This window comes from Streptomyces sp. FXJ1.172, from assembly GCF_001636945.3.
Classification (GTDB): Bacteria; Actinomycetota; Actinomycetes; order Streptomycetales; family Streptomycetaceae; genus Streptomyces.
Genome location: NZ_CP119133.2, coordinates 4,576,100 through 4,591,144 on the forward strand (window position 1 = coordinate 4,576,100; position 15,045 = coordinate 4,591,144).

Sequence of the window (15,045 nt, forward strand, 5' to 3'; positions counted from 1 at the left end):
CGCCGGACGGGCGGTGTGCACCGCCCGGACGCTCGAGAAGAAGTGCCCGGAGGCTCGGGGACACGTGCCGGACGCTCGGGGACACGTGCCCGGGAGTTCGAAATCCAGGTGCCCGGGGCGGGTCCGCACGGGACAGTTGCCCCATGGCTGAAACGATCCGCCGTCCCGGCCTCGACCCGCAGGGCTTCATCGCGCGCGAAGGCTCCCTCGCGCGCGTGCCCGACGCCTTCCGCCCGGCCGTGGCCGCCGCACGCGACCAGCTCTCGGCCGCCTTCGGGGCGCGGCTGCACAGCGCCTACCTCTACGGGTCGATCCCGCGCGGCACCGCGCGCGTGGGGCGCAGCGACCTGGACCTGTTCGTCGCGCTGCGCGAGGAGCCAGCCGAGGCCGACCGGGAGGCCGTACGGGCGCTCGGTGCGGCCGTCGACAAGGAGTTCCCGCAGATCGACGGCGTCGGCACGCTGCTGTACGGCCGGGACCGGCTGCTGAGCGACCTGGAGCGCTACGACCTGGGCTGGTTCGTCGCCTGTCTGTGCACCCCGCTGCTCGGTGACGACCTGGCCGAGTATCTGCCGCGCTACCGGCCCGACTCCCTGCTCGCCCGTGAGACCAACGGCGACCTGGCCCTGTGGCTGCCCCGCTGGCGGGAGCGGATCGCGGCCGCCGAGGACACCGAGGAGGCCCGGCGCCCCCTCGTCCGCTTCATGTCCCGGCACCTCGTCCGCACGGGCTTCACGCTGGTCATGCCCCGCTGGAACGGCTGGACCAGCGACCTGCGGGAGATGGCCGAGGTGTGCGGACGCTACTATCCCGAGCGCGCCGCACAGCTGCGCACAGCGGCCGAGCACGGCCACGAGCCCGTCGGCGACGCCCAGGTGCTGCGCTCGCACGTGGACGACCTCGGCCCCTGGCTCGCCGCCGAATACACGCGCGTGCACGGCGTCAAGGCCCCCAGACCGGAGTGGGCCGGGGCTAGTACTCCAGCAGGCACTAGATGAGGCCGTGCTCGCTCAGGTAGTCCAGCTGGGCCCGCACCGACAGTTCCGCCGCCGGCCACAGTGAGCGGTCCACGTCGGCGTAGACATGGGCGACGACCTCGGCCGGGGTCCGGTAGCCGTCCTCGACCGCCGTCTCCACCTGGGCGAGCCGGTGCGCACGGTGGGCGAGGTAGAACTCGACGGCGCCCTGGGCGTCCTCCAGGACCGGCCCGTGGCCCGGCAGGACGGTGTGGACGCCGTCGTCGACCGTCAGCGAGCGCAGCCGGCGCAGGGAGTCCAGATAGTCGCCCAGACGGCCGTCGGGGTGCGCCACGACCGTCGTACCGCGCCCGAGGATGGTGTCGCCGGTCAGCACCGCCCGGTCGGCCGGGAGGTGGAAGCTCAGCGAGTCCGCGGTGTGCCCGGGGGTCGGGACGACCCGCAGCTCCAGGCCGCCGACGGTGATCACGTCCCCGGCGGCCAGGCCCTCCTCACCGAGGCGCAGTGCCGGATCGAGGGCACGCACGCGCGTGCCGGTCAGTTCCGCGAAGCGGGCGGCGCCCTCGGCGTGGTCGGGGTGGCCATGGGTGAGCAAGGTCAGGGCTATGCGCTTGCCGGCCTTCTCGGCGGTGTCCATGACCGCTCGCAGATGGCCGTCGTCCTGCGGGCCTGGGTCGATGACCACGGCCAGGCCGGAGCCGGGCTCGGCCACGATCCAGGTGTTGGTGCCGTCCAGGGTCATCGCGGAGGCGTTCGGCGCGAGGACGTTGACGGCCCGGTCGGTCGCGGGCCCGGAGAGGACCTGACCGCGGGGCTGGCCCGGCAGCGTGCTTGCGTCGGTCATGCGGGGCCTCCACCGGTCGGGCCGGGAGTCGTCGGGACGTGCTTGGTGAACTCCTCGTGCCCCGGCCAGGACAGGACGATCTCACCGTCCACCAGGCGGGCACCGGCCATCACCGGGGTCATGTCGCGCGCGGGTGCCGCGGCGAGCACCTCGGCGGCATGCGCGTACGGGAGCAGCTGGCGCAGGGTGGCGACGGTGGGCGGCATCATCAGCAGCTCGCCCTTGTCGTAGCCCGCCGCTGCCTCCCCGGGGCGGATCCACACCGTGCGGTCGGCCTCCGTGGAGGCGTTGCGGGTGCGCTGGCCCTCGGGGAGGACGGCCACGAAGAACCAGGTGTCGTAGCGGCGGGCCTCGAACTCCGGGGTGATCCAGCGGGTCCAGGCACCCAGCAGGTCCGAGCGGAGCACCAGAGCGCGCCGGTCGAGGAACTCTGCGAAGGACAGCTCGCGCGCGACCAGCGCGGCCCGGTCCGCCTCCCAGTCCGCCCCGGTGGTGTCGCCGACGACCGAGTCCGCGTCGGGCCCGGCGAGCAGGACGCCCGCCTCCTCGTACGTCTCGCGGACGGCCGCGCACACGATCGCCTGGGCACCCGCCTCGTCGACGCCGAGCCGCTGCGCCCACCACGCGCGCGTGGGGCCCGCCCAGCGCACCAGACGGTCGTCGTCGCGCGGGTCGACGCCGCCCCCCGGATACGCGTACGCGCCTCCGGCAAAAACCATGGAGGCGCGTCTGCGCAGCATGTGGACGACCGGTCCGGACGCGGTGTCCTTCAGGAGCAGCACCGTGGCCGCGCGCCGGGGGGACACCGGGGTGAGGGTGCCGTCCGCGAGCGCGCGGATGCGGTCCGGCCACTCCGGGGGGTACCACTGACCGTTCGCCATGGCCGGAGGCTATCCCGTGTAGGGCGAATGTTCGAGAGGTACCGAAGGCCGGCGGGGCTTACGGGACCAGCTCGACCTGCATCTCGACCTCGACCGGCGCGTCCAGCGGCAGCACCGTGACACCGACCGCGCTGCGGGCGTGCACGCCCTTGTCGCCGAAGACCTCGCCGAGGAGTTCGCTGGCGCCGTTGAGGACACCGGGCTGCCCGGTGAAGTCGGACGCCGAGGCGACGAACCCGACGACCTTCACCACGCGCGCGATGCGGTCCAGGTCGCCGACGACGGACTTCACGGCGGCGAGCGCGTTCAGCGCGCACACGCGGGCGAGGTCCTTGGCCTCCTCCGGCGTCACCTCGGCGCCCACCTTGCCGGTGACCGGCAGCTTGCCCTCGATCATCGGCAGCTGGCCGGCGGTGTACACGTACACGCCGGACTGCACGGCCGGCTGGTACGCGGCCAGCGGCGGCACGACCTGTGGCAGGGTCAGACCCAGTTCGGCCAGCTTCGCCTCGACCGCGCTCATGCCTGCTTCTCCCGCTTCAGGTAGGCCACGAGCTGCTCGGGGTTGTTGGGCCCGGGCACGACCTGGACGAGTTCCCAGCCGTCCTCGCCCCAGGTGTCCAGAATCTGCTTCGTGGCATGGACGAGCAGCGGCACGGTTGCGTATTCCCACTTGGTCATGGGGCCGACTGTAGCCGCTGTGGCCTGCGGGGCAGGCGGCCGACGGCGACGGGAGTTGTCCACAGGCTGTGCGGCCGCGCTCCACATGCCCGGGGCCGGAGTGTGACGGCCGTTATCCACAGCCTCCCGCGTGGTCGTCGGCCGGACTGGTTAGTCTCGAAGGTGTGAGCAGGCTCCAGGTCGTCAGCGGCAAGGGCGGGACCGGAAAGACGACGGTCGCCGCCGCACTCGCGCTGGCCCTCGCGACCGAGGGGAAGCGGACGCTTCTCGTGGAGGTCGAGGGCCGGCAGGGCATCGCCCAGCTCTTCGAGACGGAGGCGTTGCCGTACGAGGAGCGGAAAATCGCGGTCGCGCCGGGGGGCGGCGAGGTGTACGCCCTCGCCATCGATCCGGAACTGGCCCTTCTGGACTACCTCCAGATGTTCTACAAACTGGGCGGAGCCGGCCGGGCGCTGAAGAAGCTCGGCGCCATCGACTTCGCCACCACCATCGCGCCCGGCATCAGGGACGTGCTCCTGACCGGCAAGGCCTGCGAGGCGGTGCGCCGCAAGGACAAGAGCGGCCGGTTCGCGTACGACTACGTCGTCATGGACGCCCCGCCGACGGGCCGCGTGACCCGTTTCCTGAACGTCAACGACGAGGTGGCGGGCCTGGCCAAGATCGGCCCGATACACAATCAGGCGCAGGCCGTGATGCGCGTGCTGAAGTCACCGGAGACGGCCGTGCACCTGGTGACACTGCTGGAGGAAATGCCGGTCCAGGAGACCGCCGACGGCATCGCCGAACTCCGCGCGGCCCGGCTCCCGGTGGGCCGCGTCATCGTGAACATGGTCCGGCCCGAGGTGTTGGACGCGACCGATCTGGAACTCGTACGGGCGGTGGAGCGTTCCTCTGTCGCACAGGCGCTCTCGGCCGCCGGACTCGGCGGCGCCCGGCGGGGCGGACACGCGGAGAGGCTGGTGGACCCGCTGCTGCGGCAGGCGGCGGAGTACGCCGAGCGGTACGCGCTGGAGCAGGAGCAGCGCGCGGTCCTCGGCGAGCTGGACCTTCCGCTGGGCGAACTGCCGCTGTTCGCCGAGGGCATGGACCTGGCGGGGCTGTACGAACTCGCCACCGAGTTGCGGAAGCAGGGGTTGTCATGAGTCCGGACCCGGCCGAGGCACACGAGGCGGCACACAAGACGGCATCCGAGACGGCATCCGAGGCGTTCGAGACCGCCGAGGGGCGCGAGAAGGCCCGCCCCCTCTCCTCCGCGCGCGTGCTGGACGTCGACCCGCTGCTGGACGACCCGAAGACCCGGATCGTGGTGTGCTGCGGCTCGGGCGGGGTCGGCAAGACGACGACGGCCGCGGCACTCGGCCTGAGGGCCGCCGAGCGGGGCCGCAAGGTGGTCGTGCTGACCATCGACCCGGCCCGGCGGCTGGCCCAGTCGATGGGCATCGACTCGCTCGACAACGTCCCGCGCCGAGTGAAGGGCACCGAGGGCGACGGCGAGTTGCACGCCATGATGCTCGACATGAAGCGCACCTTCGACGAGGTCGTGGAGGCGCACGCGGATCCCGAGCGGGCGGCCGCGATCCTGGCGAACCCCTTCTACCAGTCGCTCTCTGCGGGCTTCGCGGGCACGCAGGAGTACATGGCGATGGAGAAGCTGGGCCAGCTGCGCGCGAGGGACGAGTGGGACCTGATCGTGGTCGACACCCCGCCGTCCCGCTCGGCGCTGGACTTCCTGGACGCGCCGAAGCGGCTGGGCTCCTTCCTGGACGGCCGGCTCATCCGCCTGCTGACGGCCCCGGCCAAGCTGGGCGGGCGTGCGGGCATGGCCTTCCTCAACGTCGGCATGTCGATGATGACGGGCACGCTGGGCAAACTGCTGGGCGGTCAACTGCTCAAGGACGTGCAGACGTTCGTGGCCGCGATGGACACGACCTTCGGCGGGTTCCGTACGCGCGCGGACGCCACGTACAAGCTACTCCAGGCGCCCGGCACGGCGTTCCTGGTGGTCGCGGCACCCGAGCGGGACGCGCTGCGCGAGGCGGCGTACTTCGTGGAGCGGCTGGCCGCGGAAAAGATGCCGCTGGTCGGCCTGGTGCTCAACCGGGTGCACGGCAGTGGCGCCGCCGGTCTGTCGGCCGAGCGGGCGCTCGCCGCCGCGGAAAATCTTGCGGACCTCCGCATTGTCGATCAGGGTGACGGGAAAGCTGGACTTCGTAACTCTCCCGACACGTACGGCAGTTCACGACCTCCCGTATCCGACGCCGCAACCGACGCCACTGCTTCCGAGGATGGCTCCCCCGCCGACGCGGAACGCCCCGTGGACCGGCTCACCGCGGGACTGCTGAGACTGCACGCCGATCGCATGCAGCTGCTCGCGCGCGAGCAGCGCACGCGTGACCGTTTCACCGCCCGTCACCCCGAGGTGGCGGTCGTCGAAGTACCCGCTCTTCCGGGCGATGTGCACGACCTGACGGGCCTGCGCGACATCGGCACCCTGCTGGCCGCGGGCGCGCAGGCGGCGAGTGGTGAGTGAGCGCCCCGTCAAGCGGCGCGCCATGGGGTGAGCGTCGCGCGGCCGGCCGGCCGCGCGGTCGAGCGAGCATGTGGGTGAGCATGCGGTCGAGTGAGCGTGCGGCGTGTGCTCGTACGCGCGCAGGCACATGCACACGTACTACGGGCGCGGGACGCCTCTGCAAGCGCGGTGCGGGGTGCTTCTGCCAGATCCAAGCCGTCGAGCACCCCACAACCCAGGCGCGCGAGGCGTGTCCCCGGACGGCGGGACAACCCCGCAGGCGCGCAGGACGTCTCTCCGGGCGGGGCCGCGGGCCGGTCCCGGCCGATGCTTGCCGAGCCGTGCCGAACCACGCCGTACCGAGCCGAGCCGCATGACGTCCGGGCGGTGTCCGAGCGGCGTCCAGGCGGCGGCGTCCCGGCGTCGTTCCCCCGGGCGGTTGCCGGCGGGAAATGCCCTCAGCTCACCGCCGCGTAGTGCTCGTACACCTCGTCGCTGTCGAGGGGCACGATTCCCGTGCCGCGCTCGTACTCCGAGCGGGCCGTCTCCAGCAGCCTGCGCCAAGAGGTCACGGTGGGCCGCCTGCGCAGCAGTGCGCGGCGTTCCCGCTCTGTCATGCCTCCCCACACGCCGAATTCGACGCGGTTGTCCAGCGCATCGGCCAGGCACTCGGTGCGTACCGGACATCCGGTGCACACCGCCTTGGCCCTGTTCTGCGCTGCTCCTTGAACGAACAGTTCATCCGGATCGGTAGTGCGGCAGGCAGCCTGCGCACTCCAGTCGGTAACCCAGCCCATACCGGCGCCGTCCTCTCCCGAATCGAGGCTCCCCCACGGCGGCAGCGGCATATTCACCGCAGCCAGTTGAGGACGTTACGGAAGGTGGGGACAGCGCAACACCCCCTTCGGGCCCAATCTTGAATGGCCCGAACGGACTATGGGTAAGCGGCAGATCACCCGCGGGAGTGAGCTGACGACATAAGCGACTCTCCCGGCAAACCGGGACAGCTGTGGTGCGCTACATCGGGCACCGGATGACACACGAGGCGGATTCGGACACGTGCCTCTCAGGAACCGGACACGCCCCCGTGCGAAAAACCGGGATACGACCGGAACGATTCGGGGTCGCCGGACGTATTGATACGTGACCGCACTGCTGTGACAGTTGAGAGCAGCTTAGGCCAAGGCCTGCGCGCGTGTCCGGCGATTGAGAAGGTAGGCGCCCCCGCTTTGCCGTGCCGTGACGCGGTCACTCCTTCGGAACGCTCAGAAGGACGGATTAGGCTGCCCCCATGCCAAAGAAGCGCTCGGGCGGTGGTCTGTCGCCAACGCAGCAGGCCGCCAAGTTCCTCGGTGTCAGTGTGCTCGCCGGAGCTGTGATGGCGGGCATCGCACTGCCCGCGGCCGGTGCGCTCGGCCTCGCGGCCAAGGGGTCGGTCCAGAGCTTCGACGAGATCCCGGCCAACCTCAAGAGTCCCCAGCTGAGCCAGCGCACGACGATACTGGACAACCAGGGCAACCAGATCGCGGCGGTCTACTCCCGCGACCGTACGGTGGTCGACCTCAAGGACATCTCGCCGTACATGCAGAAGTCGATCGTCGCGATCGAGGACTCGCGCTTCTACAAGCACGGCGCGATCGACCTCAAGGGCGTGCTGCGCGCGCTGAACAAGAACGCGCAGCAGGGCGGGGTCGCGCAGGGCGCCTCCACGCTCACCCAGCAGCTGGTGAAGAACTACTTCATCGAGGAGGCCGGCGACGACCCGACCAAGGTCGCCGAGGCCACCCAGCAGACCATCGGCCGCAAGATCCGCGAGCTGAAGTACGCGATCCAGATCGAGGAGAAGCTCGGCAAGAAGAAGATCCTCGAGAACTACCTGAACATCACCTTCTTCGGCGAACAGGCCTACGGCGTCGAGGCGGCCGCCCAGCGCTACTTCTCCAAGCACGCCAAGGACCTGAACCTCCAGGAGTCGGCGCTGCTCGCGGGCATCGTGCAGTCCCCGAGCCGCTACGACCCGGTCAATGACGAGGCGGAGGCCACCAAGCGGCGCAACGTCGTCCTCCAGCGCATGGCCGAGGTCGGCGACATCTCCCAGCAGGAGGCCGACCAGGCCAAGGAGAAGCCGCTCGGGCTGAACCCGAGCCAGCCCAAGAACGGCTGCATCACCGCGGTCCGCGGCGCCGGCTTCTTCTGCGACTACGTGCGCAACGTCGTCCTGACCGACCCGGTCTTCGGCAAGACCAAGGAGGACCGGGCGCACCTGTGGAACCGCGGCGGTCTGACGATCCGTACGACGCTCGACCCACAGGCCCAGAACTCCGTGGAGGCGTCCGTCAAGGACCACGTCTACAAGTCCGACCCGGTGGCCACGGCCGCGACCATCGTCGAGCCCGGAACCGGCAAGATCCTGGCGATGGGCCAGTCCCGCCCGTACGGCTTCGGCAAGAACGAGACGCAGATCAACCTCTCCGTCAACTCGGACATGGGCGGCGGCGCCGGCTACCAGCCCGGTTCGACGTTCAAGCCGATCGTCGCGGCGGCCGCGATCGAGGGCGGCAAGCCCGCGACGCAGAAGTACTCGTCGCCGTACCAGATGACGTACCCGAGCCCGGTGCAGGCGTGTGACGGCAAGGTCTGGCGCAACGACCCGAACAACCCCGCCAAGCTGGCCAACGAGAACGAGTCCGAGCACGGCCCGTACGGTATGAAGGAAGCGACCGCCAAGTCGGTCAACACCTACTACGTGCAGCTGATCAGCGACATCGGCATCTGCCCCGTCACGCAGATGGCACAGCGGATGGGCGTGCAGCGCGCGGACGGCCGCAAGATCGACCAGGCCCCCTCCATCGCGCTCGGCACCCAGGAGATGTCCCCGCTGACGATGGCGAACGCCTACGCCACCTTCGCCTCGCGCGGGACGTACTGCACCCCGGTGGCCATAACGTCGATCACCCAGCGGGACGGCAGCGAGGAGAAGTCCCTTCCGGTGCCGAAGTCGACCTGCTCGCGCGCGATGTCGCAGAAGACCGCCGACACCGTGAGCACGATCCTCAAGGGCGTCGTCGAGGACGGCACGGGCAAGGAGGCCGGCCTCGGCGACCGCCCGAGTGCGGGCAAGACGGGTACGACGGACCAGCGCTACGCCGCCTGGTTCGTCGGCTACACCCCGAACATGGCGGGCGCGGTCTGGGTCGGCGACCCGGCCCACAGGCGCCAGATGATCAACATCACCATCGGCGGCGTCCCGCACGACAAGGTCTACGGCGGCGAGGTCCCCGGACCGATCTGGCGCGACATGATGACCGGCGCGCTGGAGGGCAAGCCCGCACCCGACTTCAACCTGGTCGACATCCCCGACGACAACGCCAAGGCGAAGGGGAACGACCAGGGAAAAGGACGAGGGGGGGCGAACGGCGGCAAGAACGGGGGCAGCCCGGGGGTAATCGGCGGACTGATCGGCGGTCCGACCAGCGGGGGAACAACCGGAAACACGGGTGACATCGGCGGCGCCGTCCCGACTCCGACCTTCTCCCTCCCCGGCAATTTCATCCAGGGCCAGGGCAACGGCGGAAACAACGGCGCGGGAAACGGAGGCTGGGCGGGCTAGGCGCTCGTCCCGGTGCCGGGTGACATGAGTACGGCGGCGGGTGTCACGCATACGGCGGCGGGGCCGCACCCTGAAGCAGGGGTGCGGCCCCGCCGCCGTACTTCTCCGTACCGGCAGGTGGCCGGCCCGGGCTCAGCCCTGGCCCCGGAACGGCCTCCAGCCCTGAACGGGCCTCTAGCCCTGGAGCAGCTTCTTCACCGCGGCGGCGACGCGGCCGCCCTCGGCCTGACCGGCCACCTTCGGGTTCACGATCTTCATGACGGCGCCCATGGCCTTCGGGCCCTCGGCACCGGCCGCCCTGGCCTCCGCCACGGCCTCGGCGACGATCGCGTCCAGCTCCTCGTCGGACAGCTGCTTCGGCAGGTACTCGGCGAGCACCTCGCCCTCCGCCTTCTCCCGCTCCGCCGACTCGGCACGACCACCCTGCGTGAAGGCCTCGGCGGCCTCCCGGCGCTTCTTCGCCTCGCGGATGATCACCTTGAGGACCTCGTCGTCGGACAGCTCCCGCTTCTCCTTGCCCGCGACCTCCTCGTTGGTGATCGCGGCGAGCGTCATCCGGAGGGTCGAGGAGCGCAGCTCGTCGCGCCCCTTGATCGCGGCGTTGAGGTCTTCCTGCAGCTTCGACTTGAGCATGGTGGTCATGGGACCGATTGTCGCAGGTGTGCCACCGCGAACGCCCGCTGATTTAGGGGCTGCTTCGGGGGCCGCTTCAGGGCTGTTTCAGGGCTCTTTCAGGGGCGGCCGATCTCTTCGGGCGGAGCGGGGTCTGACACGATGGACGTATGCGTGCGCGATACGGAGTACCCCTGGGAATCATGGCGGCAGGCGCCGCCGGAGTGGCCTACGCAGCAGGTTTCGAGGTCCGCTCCTTCCGCCTGCGACGAGTGACGGTCCCCGTCCTCCCCCCGGGCATGCGCCCGCTGCGCGTGCTCCAGGTCTCCGACATCCACATGGTCAGCGGCCAGCGCAAGAAGCAGCGCTGGCTGCAGTCGCTGGCGGGCCTGCGCCCGGACTTCGTGATCAACACGGGAGACAACCTGTCCGACCCCGAGGGCGTCCCCGAGACCCTGGACGCGCTGGGCCCGCTGATGGAGTTCCCGGGCGCGTACGTCTTCGGCTCCAACGACTACTACGGCCCCAAACTCCGCAACCCCGCCCGTTACTTGATGGAGAAGACGAGCGGCCGGCACGGCCTGAACGGCAACCCCCCGGCGGTCGGCGCCATCCACAACCCCTGGGAAGACCTGCGCGACGCCTTCGACGAGGCAGGCTGGCTGAACCTGACGAACACCCGGGGCGTGCTGAAGGTCGAGGGCGTGTCGATCGAGCTGACCGGCCTGGACGACCCGCACATCAAGCGCGACCGCTACGCCCAGGTGGCGGGCGGCCCGTCGGGGACGTACGACTTCTCCCTGGGCGTGGTCCACGCCCCCTACCTGCGCGTCCTCGACTCCTTCACGGCGGACGGCTACCCCCTGGTCCTGGCCGGCCACACCCACGGCGGCCAGTTGTGCATCCCCTTCTACGGCGCGCTGGTCACCAACTGCGACCTGGACACGGACCGGGTGAAGGGCCTCTCCAGGCACGCCTCCGGCGGCCACACGTCCTACCTCCACGTCTCGGCAGGCTGCGGCACCAACCGCTACACCCCGATCCGCTTCGCCTGCCCGCCGGAGGCGACGCTGCTGACGCTGGTGGAGCGGTGACAGCAGGAAACCGCGGAATCTGAGCGGGCCGCGGATGACGGCCACGGGACCCCGGGCAACGGCCACGGCCACACCTCGAGCCCCACGCCGTAACCCGCCCGGACTACGCCAAATAGCCTCATACCTCCCGCGCTCCTAGCGTGAGGGCATGACCGCCCCGATACCCAGGGACATCCCGGACCTGCCCGCGGTCCCGGGCCCGCCCCTGCTGCTGCCCGCTCCGGTCCCGGCCACGGCGGTGGTGGCCCCGGTCCGCCGCCCCCTGGTCGCCCTGTTCCGCCTGCTGACCGCCCTGGCCGCGGCCGGCGGCGTGGCTCTGGAGCTGCTGCTGGGCAGCCCGGCCCGCATCCTGAGCTACTTCAGCATCCAGACGAACATCCTGCTCGCCGTCGTCATGTTCCTGTCGGCGGCGAGGGCCTGGCGCCCGCGCCGCCCGCTGCCGTCGGGCGTGACAGGCGCCACACTCCTCTACGCCCTGATCACGGCGCTCGTCTATCGCCTGCTCCTGGCCCACACCACGCCCCCGTTCTCCATGACCGGCGCGACGACGGCCCCCCTGCGCTGGCACGGCTCGTGGGCGACCCTCCAGATCCTCCACACGGTGACCCCGGCCGCGGCCCTGCTGGACTGGCTGCTGCTCACCCCCGCGGCCCGCCTGCACCTGCGCCAGGCCGTGGCCTGGCTCCTCTACCCCCTCGCCTACCTGGCCTTTTCCCTGACGCGAGCGGCTCTCCTCACGCCCTCGAACCCCGCCCGCTACCTCTACCCCTTCCTCGACGCAGGCACCCACGGCTACCGCAGCACCCTGGCCAACGCCCTCCTCCTGGGCCTCGGGATCTACGGTCTCGCCGTACTCCTGGTCGCCCTGGACCACACCCGACCGACCCCGGTCCGCCGCCGCGTCTAAACCGGATTTCGCCTACAGCCACCGGTGGGCTAAAGTAAACGTCGTCGCCGCGAGAAGCAGCGACATCGGGGTGTAGCGCAGCTTGGCAGCGCGCTTCGTTCGGGACGAAGAGGTCGTGGGTTCAAATCCCGCCACCCCGACAGCCATAACAGCAGGTGAGGCACCTACTAGTCGCTAGTAGGTGCCTCACCTGTTTGGTCTGCGTGTCTAACTGCGTGACTGCCGCTTTTCGCGTGTCTACGGGCGCCGTTCCTGAGCCCCGAAGATCCCGTCCATGACCACGGCGCCGGTCTGAATCACCGGCCGGATCTGCTTCCGGTACACCTCCTCGGTCACGGCCGTCCCGGAGTGCCCGACAAGCCGGGAGATCTCTTCCAGCGGGACGCCCCGGTCGGACAGCAGGGACACGAAGCTGTGCCGCAGCTCCCTGGGAGTCCACTCGTCGGCGTTGATCCCGTCGATGCCCTTGAGCGCCTGGCGGAAGGCACGCCGGACGTTGGCAGCGTCGAGCGGCTTTCCCACGGCCGAGGAGAAGACCAGCCCGTGTTCCTCCCACTTGTCCTCGGCGGCGAGCCGATCCCATCCCTGATCTTCGAACTGCTGCCAAAGGGCCTCGACGCAGCGCGCCGGCAGAGCGAGCGTGCGCCGGGACTTCTTGGTCTTGGTGTCCCCGCTCCGCCGGACCGACCGCCAGACGGCGATGTGCGGAGGCTGCGGCGGATCGAGGTCCGGCCGGCCTTTCAGGAAGACGTGGTCCCAGGTGAGGGCCCGCAGTTCTTCCGTGCGGGCCCCCGTCAGCAGCGCCACGACGATGTACGCGTACATCGAGGTTCCCTCGGCGCCCTTGAGCACGGCCTCAGCCTGGGCGAAGGTGAGCGCCTTGGACGGGCGCCCGGTCTGCCCCTGGGGCATTGAGCACAGCTCGACGACATTCCGCTTCACCTCGTCCCGCGCCATGGCCCGCTTGACCGCGCGGTTGAGGCAGGAGTGGATTCCCTGGAGCGTGCGCGTGCTGAGCGACTTCGCTTTGGCGGCCAGCCAGCGATCTACGTCCTCCGCGCTCAGGTCGCGAAGCTTCCGCGCGCCGAGCGATGGAATCACGTGCTTCTGGCTCAGGAGCGTCACGGTCTCAACGGTGCTGGGGTCGAGGCCCGCCAAGCCGTACGTCAGCCAGTCCGTCACGGCGTCCTTGACCGTGTAGTTGGTGGGCGCAATGGCGAGGCCGTCTTCGTGGTCCCGCAACACCTCCTTGAGCTTGTTCTTGGCTTCCGTCTTGGTCTTGCCACTCCCCCGCTTCACGATCCGCTTGCCGCTCGGATCGAACCCGAGGTTGGCCGTGGCGATCCACCGTTGTCTCTTCTCGTCCCAGTGCAGGCCGCCGTCGCCACGACTCCGACGCTTGGTCATCAGGCCGCACGCTCCATCTGTCCAGCGATGAAGTCACCCAGGGCGGATGCGGGGATGCGCCGGCACCGACCGATGGTGACCGAGGGCAGACGCCGGGTGCGGATCAGGTCGTAGACCGTCGACCGGCCGACCTTCAGGCGAGCCATGACATCGGCCACGGTAAGCAGCTCGTCGTCACGCATGCGTCGGTTCTCCTTCCGTTCCGGGTGCGGGTTCGAGTGAGGCGGCGAGCCAGGATTCGACGGTGCTTAGGCCTGTGCCGGCGAAGACCCAGTGGGCGAGGACGAGCGTGGTTTCGCCGTCCTGCGGGACAGCCGGTGCGGCTTGGGCCCGGCGCCATTCGGCGCGGGCGTCGCGGAGAGCGCCGAGGGTGGTGGAGTAGCGGCGGGACTTGGTGGAGAAGTGGCCGCGGAAGCCGAGCATGTGCGCCCAGGCACGGAGTCGGAGTTCTGCCAGCTCAGGGCGGGCACCGAGGGTCCAGGCGGTACGGATCATGCGCCGGGCGTGCTCGGAGATTCGGGCCTGTGCCAGCTCGGCGAGGAACCTGATCGGACGGTCCAGGGTGCCGGTCGCCGTCTCGGCGCCCTTGGTGGCGTACTTGGCGATGTACGCCGCTACGGCACGCTCAGTCAGCTCCTGGCCGCCGTCGAAGTCGGCGGAACGGATTGGGCGGACGTCCAACTGTCGGCCGAAGACGAAGCGGTGCGCCCGGCCGTCGACCTCCGGCCCGTCCACGCGCGCAGCCGTGGCAGCAGCCAGGATGGCTTCGGTGAGCAGTTCGACCGAGGCCCACGCCGGGGGCGCGGTGTTGCCACCCTCGGGGCCGTCGAGGCGGATGACCGCGTGGAAGTGGACAGCACCGCGCTTTTGGTACTCGGCCACCTTTGCGAAGGAAACCCGGGCGTAGTGCCGGAGCGCCCGCTGTGTGAAGCCGGCGCGCTTGGCAACCTCCCGGCGTAGGTAGATCGAGAAGCGCCGCCACAGGACACCGGCGTGCGCGTTCCAGAGAACGGCCGCTTCATAGTCGTACGTGTCCGGATCGAGCGGAGTACCCAGGGCGGGGTCCTGCTCGTCATGACGGATGCCGCATCGGCACTCCCGGCCGCTTGAGGGACGGTTGTGGACCGGGCCGAAGCTCGGGGCGGTGAACGTGGCGAAGACACGCGGGTGCGTCGCCACCTGTTCCGAAGTGCCCTTGCCGCCGCGTAGTCCGGCGGTGATCAGGTGGTAGGTGTCGCGCCGGTACGTCTCGGCGCAAGCTGCACACCGGGTGGCGCGGCGGTTGTTGCAGCGGACGAGGAGCTGTCCGGCGGGGAGGCTGGCGGAGTCCAGGTGACGCAGGACGTTGCCGATCTCGCCGGTCGTCGTGTTGACCGCGTACTCGGTGCGGTGGCCGTCGAGGCGGACCGGGTGGGTGCAGCCGCCCAGGCCGGAGAGTTGGTGGGCCAGCTCGGGCAGGTTCCCGAGGGAGGCCAGCATGGAGAGTTCCGCCAGCGGCGGCGGAGTCTGCCGGGTGATGATGG

Annotated in this window: 15 protein-coding genes and 1 tRNA gene; 7 read left to right on the forward strand and 9 right to left on the reverse strand. The window is 70.3% G+C overall.

What is annotated here, in order from left to right; translation table 11 throughout:
* The first annotated feature begins 143 nt into the window (after nucleotides 1-143).
* A complete protein-coding gene (locus A6P39_RS20355) occupies nucleotides 144-998 on the forward strand; it encodes a nucleotidyltransferase domain-containing protein (RefSeq protein ID WP_067046735.1) in 855 nt (284 codons plus the stop codon).
* Here the strand turns inward: A6P39_RS20355 and A6P39_RS20360 are convergent.
* The 4 genes from A6P39_RS20360 to A6P39_RS20375 are packed head-to-tail and all read right to left on the reverse strand — an operon-like array spanning nucleotide 991 to nucleotide 3,383.
* A complete protein-coding gene (locus tag A6P39_RS20360; RefSeq protein ID WP_067046738.1) occupies nucleotides 991-1,821 on the reverse strand; it encodes an MBL fold metallo-hydrolase in 831 nt (276 codons plus the stop codon). The genes A6P39_RS20355 and A6P39_RS20360 overlap by 8 nt on opposite strands.
* Nucleotides 1,818-2,702 (reverse strand): NUDIX hydrolase, encoded by an 885-nt coding sequence (locus tag A6P39_RS20365; RefSeq protein ID WP_067046741.1) that lies wholly within the window; start codon nucleotides 2,700-2,702, stop codon nucleotides 1,818-1,820. Before A6P39_RS20365 ends, A6P39_RS20360 begins: the two co-directional genes overlap by 4 nt.
* A 58-nt stretch (nucleotides 2,703-2,760) precedes the next feature.
* Nucleotides 2,761-3,225 (reverse strand): RidA family protein, encoded by a 465-nt coding sequence (locus A6P39_RS20370; protein WP_067046744.1) that lies wholly within the window; start codon nucleotides 3,223-3,225, stop codon nucleotides 2,761-2,763.
* Nucleotides 3,222-3,383 (reverse strand): DUF4177 domain-containing protein, encoded by a 162-nt coding sequence (locus A6P39_RS20375; protein WP_003975360.1) that lies wholly within the window; start codon nucleotides 3,381-3,383, stop codon nucleotides 3,222-3,224. Before A6P39_RS20375 ends, A6P39_RS20370 begins: the two co-directional genes overlap by 4 nt.
* Before the next feature lie 164 nt (nucleotides 3,384-3,547).
* On the opposite strand from A6P39_RS20375, the gene A6P39_RS20380 reads away from it, so the two are divergent.
* Together A6P39_RS20380 and A6P39_RS20385 are read left to right on the forward strand one after the other, a co-directional pair.
* The gene (locus A6P39_RS20380; protein ID WP_067046747.1) at nucleotides 3,548-4,525 is read left to right on the forward strand and encodes an ArsA family ATPase; all 978 of its coding nucleotides are present in this window, start codon (nucleotides 3,548-3,550) and stop codon (nucleotides 4,523-4,525) included.
* Nucleotides 4,522-5,913 carry an ArsA family ATPase gene (locus tag A6P39_RS20385; protein ID WP_067046751.1) on the forward strand — a complete coding sequence of 464 codons (1,392 nt, stop codon included), beginning with the start codon at nucleotides 4,522-4,524 and terminating at the stop codon, nucleotides 5,911-5,913. The genes A6P39_RS20380 and A6P39_RS20385 overlap by 4 nt, the downstream gene beginning before the upstream one ends.
* Before the next feature lie 437 nt (nucleotides 5,914-6,350).
* Here A6P39_RS20385 and wblA read toward each other — a convergent pair whose 3' ends face one another.
* Complete coding sequence (gene wblA, locus A6P39_RS20390) at nucleotides 6,351-6,689, reverse strand: transcriptional regulator WblA (protein ID WP_067046754.1); 339 nt, start codon at nucleotides 6,687-6,689, stop codon at nucleotides 6,351-6,353.
* A 494-nt stretch (nucleotides 6,690-7,183) separates the two neighbouring features.
* Here wblA and A6P39_RS20395 point away from each other — a divergent pair, with 494 nt between their 5' ends.
* Nucleotides 7,184-9,502, forward strand: coding sequence for a transglycosylase domain-containing protein (locus A6P39_RS20395; protein ID WP_067046757.1), 2,319 nt, complete (start codon nucleotides 7,184-7,186; stop codon nucleotides 9,500-9,502).
* A gap of 174 nt (nucleotides 9,503-9,676) precedes the next feature.
* On the opposite strand, the gene A6P39_RS20400 is transcribed toward A6P39_RS20395, so the two are convergent.
* Nucleotides 9,677-10,144 carry a GatB/YqeY domain-containing protein gene (locus A6P39_RS20400; RefSeq protein ID WP_067046760.1) on the reverse strand — a complete coding sequence of 156 codons (468 nt, stop codon included), beginning with the start codon at nucleotides 10,142-10,144 and terminating at the stop codon, nucleotides 9,677-9,679.
* Between the two features lie 140 nt (nucleotides 10,145-10,284).
* On the opposite strand from A6P39_RS20400, the gene A6P39_RS20405 reads away from it, so the two are divergent.
* The 3 genes from A6P39_RS20405 to A6P39_RS20415 all read left to right on the forward strand — a co-directional run bounded on the left by A6P39_RS20405 (nucleotide 10,285) and on the right by A6P39_RS20415 (nucleotide 12,255).
* Nucleotides 10,285-11,208 carry a metallophosphoesterase gene (locus A6P39_RS20405; RefSeq protein ID WP_067046763.1) on the forward strand — a complete coding sequence of 308 codons (924 nt, stop codon included), beginning with the start codon at nucleotides 10,285-10,287 and terminating at the stop codon, nucleotides 11,206-11,208.
* 148 nt (nucleotides 11,209-11,356) lie between these two features.
* Nucleotides 11,357-12,115 (forward strand): Pr6Pr family membrane protein, encoded by a 759-nt coding sequence (locus A6P39_RS20410; protein WP_067046766.1) that lies wholly within the window; start codon nucleotides 11,357-11,359, stop codon nucleotides 12,113-12,115.
* Between the two features lie 66 nt (nucleotides 12,116-12,181).
* Nucleotides 12,182-12,255, forward strand: a tRNA-Pro gene (locus A6P39_RS20415).
* 97 nt (nucleotides 12,256-12,352) lie between these two features.
* Here A6P39_RS20415 and A6P39_RS20420 read toward each other — a convergent pair.
* The 3 genes from A6P39_RS20420 to A6P39_RS20430 are packed head-to-tail and all read right to left on the reverse strand — an operon-like array spanning nucleotide 12,353 to nucleotide 15,001.
* Nucleotides 12,353-13,522 carry a site-specific integrase gene (locus A6P39_RS20420; RefSeq protein WP_067046769.1) on the reverse strand — a complete coding sequence of 390 codons (1,170 nt, stop codon included), beginning with the start codon at nucleotides 13,520-13,522 and terminating at the stop codon, nucleotides 12,353-12,355.
* On the reverse strand, nucleotides 13,522-13,704 hold the full coding sequence (locus A6P39_RS20425) for a helix-turn-helix domain-containing protein (RefSeq protein WP_067046772.1): 183 nt from the start codon (nucleotides 13,702-13,704) through the stop codon (nucleotides 13,522-13,524). The genes A6P39_RS20420 and A6P39_RS20425 overlap by 1 nt, the downstream gene beginning before the upstream one ends.
* Nucleotides 13,697-15,001 carry a replication initiator gene (locus tag A6P39_RS20430; protein ID WP_067046775.1) on the reverse strand — a complete coding sequence of 435 codons (1,305 nt, stop codon included), beginning with the start codon at nucleotides 14,999-15,001 and terminating at the stop codon, nucleotides 13,697-13,699. The genes A6P39_RS20425 and A6P39_RS20430 overlap by 8 nt, the downstream gene beginning before the upstream one ends.
* Between the last annotated feature and the right edge of the window lie 44 nt (nucleotides 15,002-15,045).

Coding starts and splice junctions, on each gene's coding strand:
- A6P39_RS20355 (WP_067046735.1), top strand. CDS start 144: ATGGCTGAAACGATCCGCCGTCCCGGCCTCGACCCGCAGGGCTTCATC.
- A6P39_RS20360 (WP_067046738.1), bottom strand. CDS start 1,821: ATGACCGACGCAAGCACGCTGCCGGGCCAGCCCCGCGGTCAGGTCCTC.
- A6P39_RS20365 (WP_067046741.1), bottom strand. CDS start 2,702: ATGGCGAACGGTCAGTGGTACCCCCCGGAGTGGCCGGACCGCATCCGC.
- A6P39_RS20370 (WP_067046744.1), bottom strand. CDS start 3,225: ATGAGCGCGGTCGAGGCGAAGCTGGCCGAACTGGGTCTGACCCTGCCA.
- A6P39_RS20375 (WP_003975360.1), bottom strand. CDS start 3,383: ATGACCAAGTGGGAATACGCAACCGTGCCGCTGCTCGTCCATGCCACG.
- A6P39_RS20385 (WP_067046751.1), top strand. CDS start 4,522: ATGAGTCCGGACCCGGCCGAGGCACACGAGGCGGCACACAAGACGGCA.
- wblA (WP_067046754.1), bottom strand. CDS start 6,689: ATGGGCTGGGTTACCGACTGGAGTGCGCAGGCTGCCTGCCGCACTACC.
- A6P39_RS20395 (WP_067046757.1), top strand. CDS start 7,184: ATGCCAAAGAAGCGCTCGGGCGGTGGTCTGTCGCCAACGCAGCAGGCC.
- A6P39_RS20400 (WP_067046760.1), bottom strand. CDS start 10,144: ATGACCACCATGCTCAAGTCGAAGCTGCAGGAAGACCTCAACGCCGCG.
- A6P39_RS20405 (WP_067046763.1), top strand. CDS start 10,285: ATGCGTGCGCGATACGGAGTACCCCTGGGAATCATGGCGGCAGGCGCC.
- A6P39_RS20410 (WP_067046766.1), top strand. CDS start 11,357: ATGACCGCCCCGATACCCAGGGACATCCCGGACCTGCCCGCGGTCCCG.
- A6P39_RS20420 (WP_067046769.1), bottom strand. CDS start 13,522: ATGACCAAGCGTCGGAGTCGTGGCGACGGCGGCCTGCACTGGGACGAG.
- A6P39_RS20425 (WP_067046772.1), bottom strand. CDS start 13,704: ATGCGTGACGACGAGCTGCTTACCGTGGCCGATGTCATGGCTCGCCTG.
- A6P39_RS20430 (WP_067046775.1), bottom strand. CDS start 15,001: ATGCTGGCCTCCCTCGGGAACCTGCCCGAGCTGGCCCACCAACTCTCC.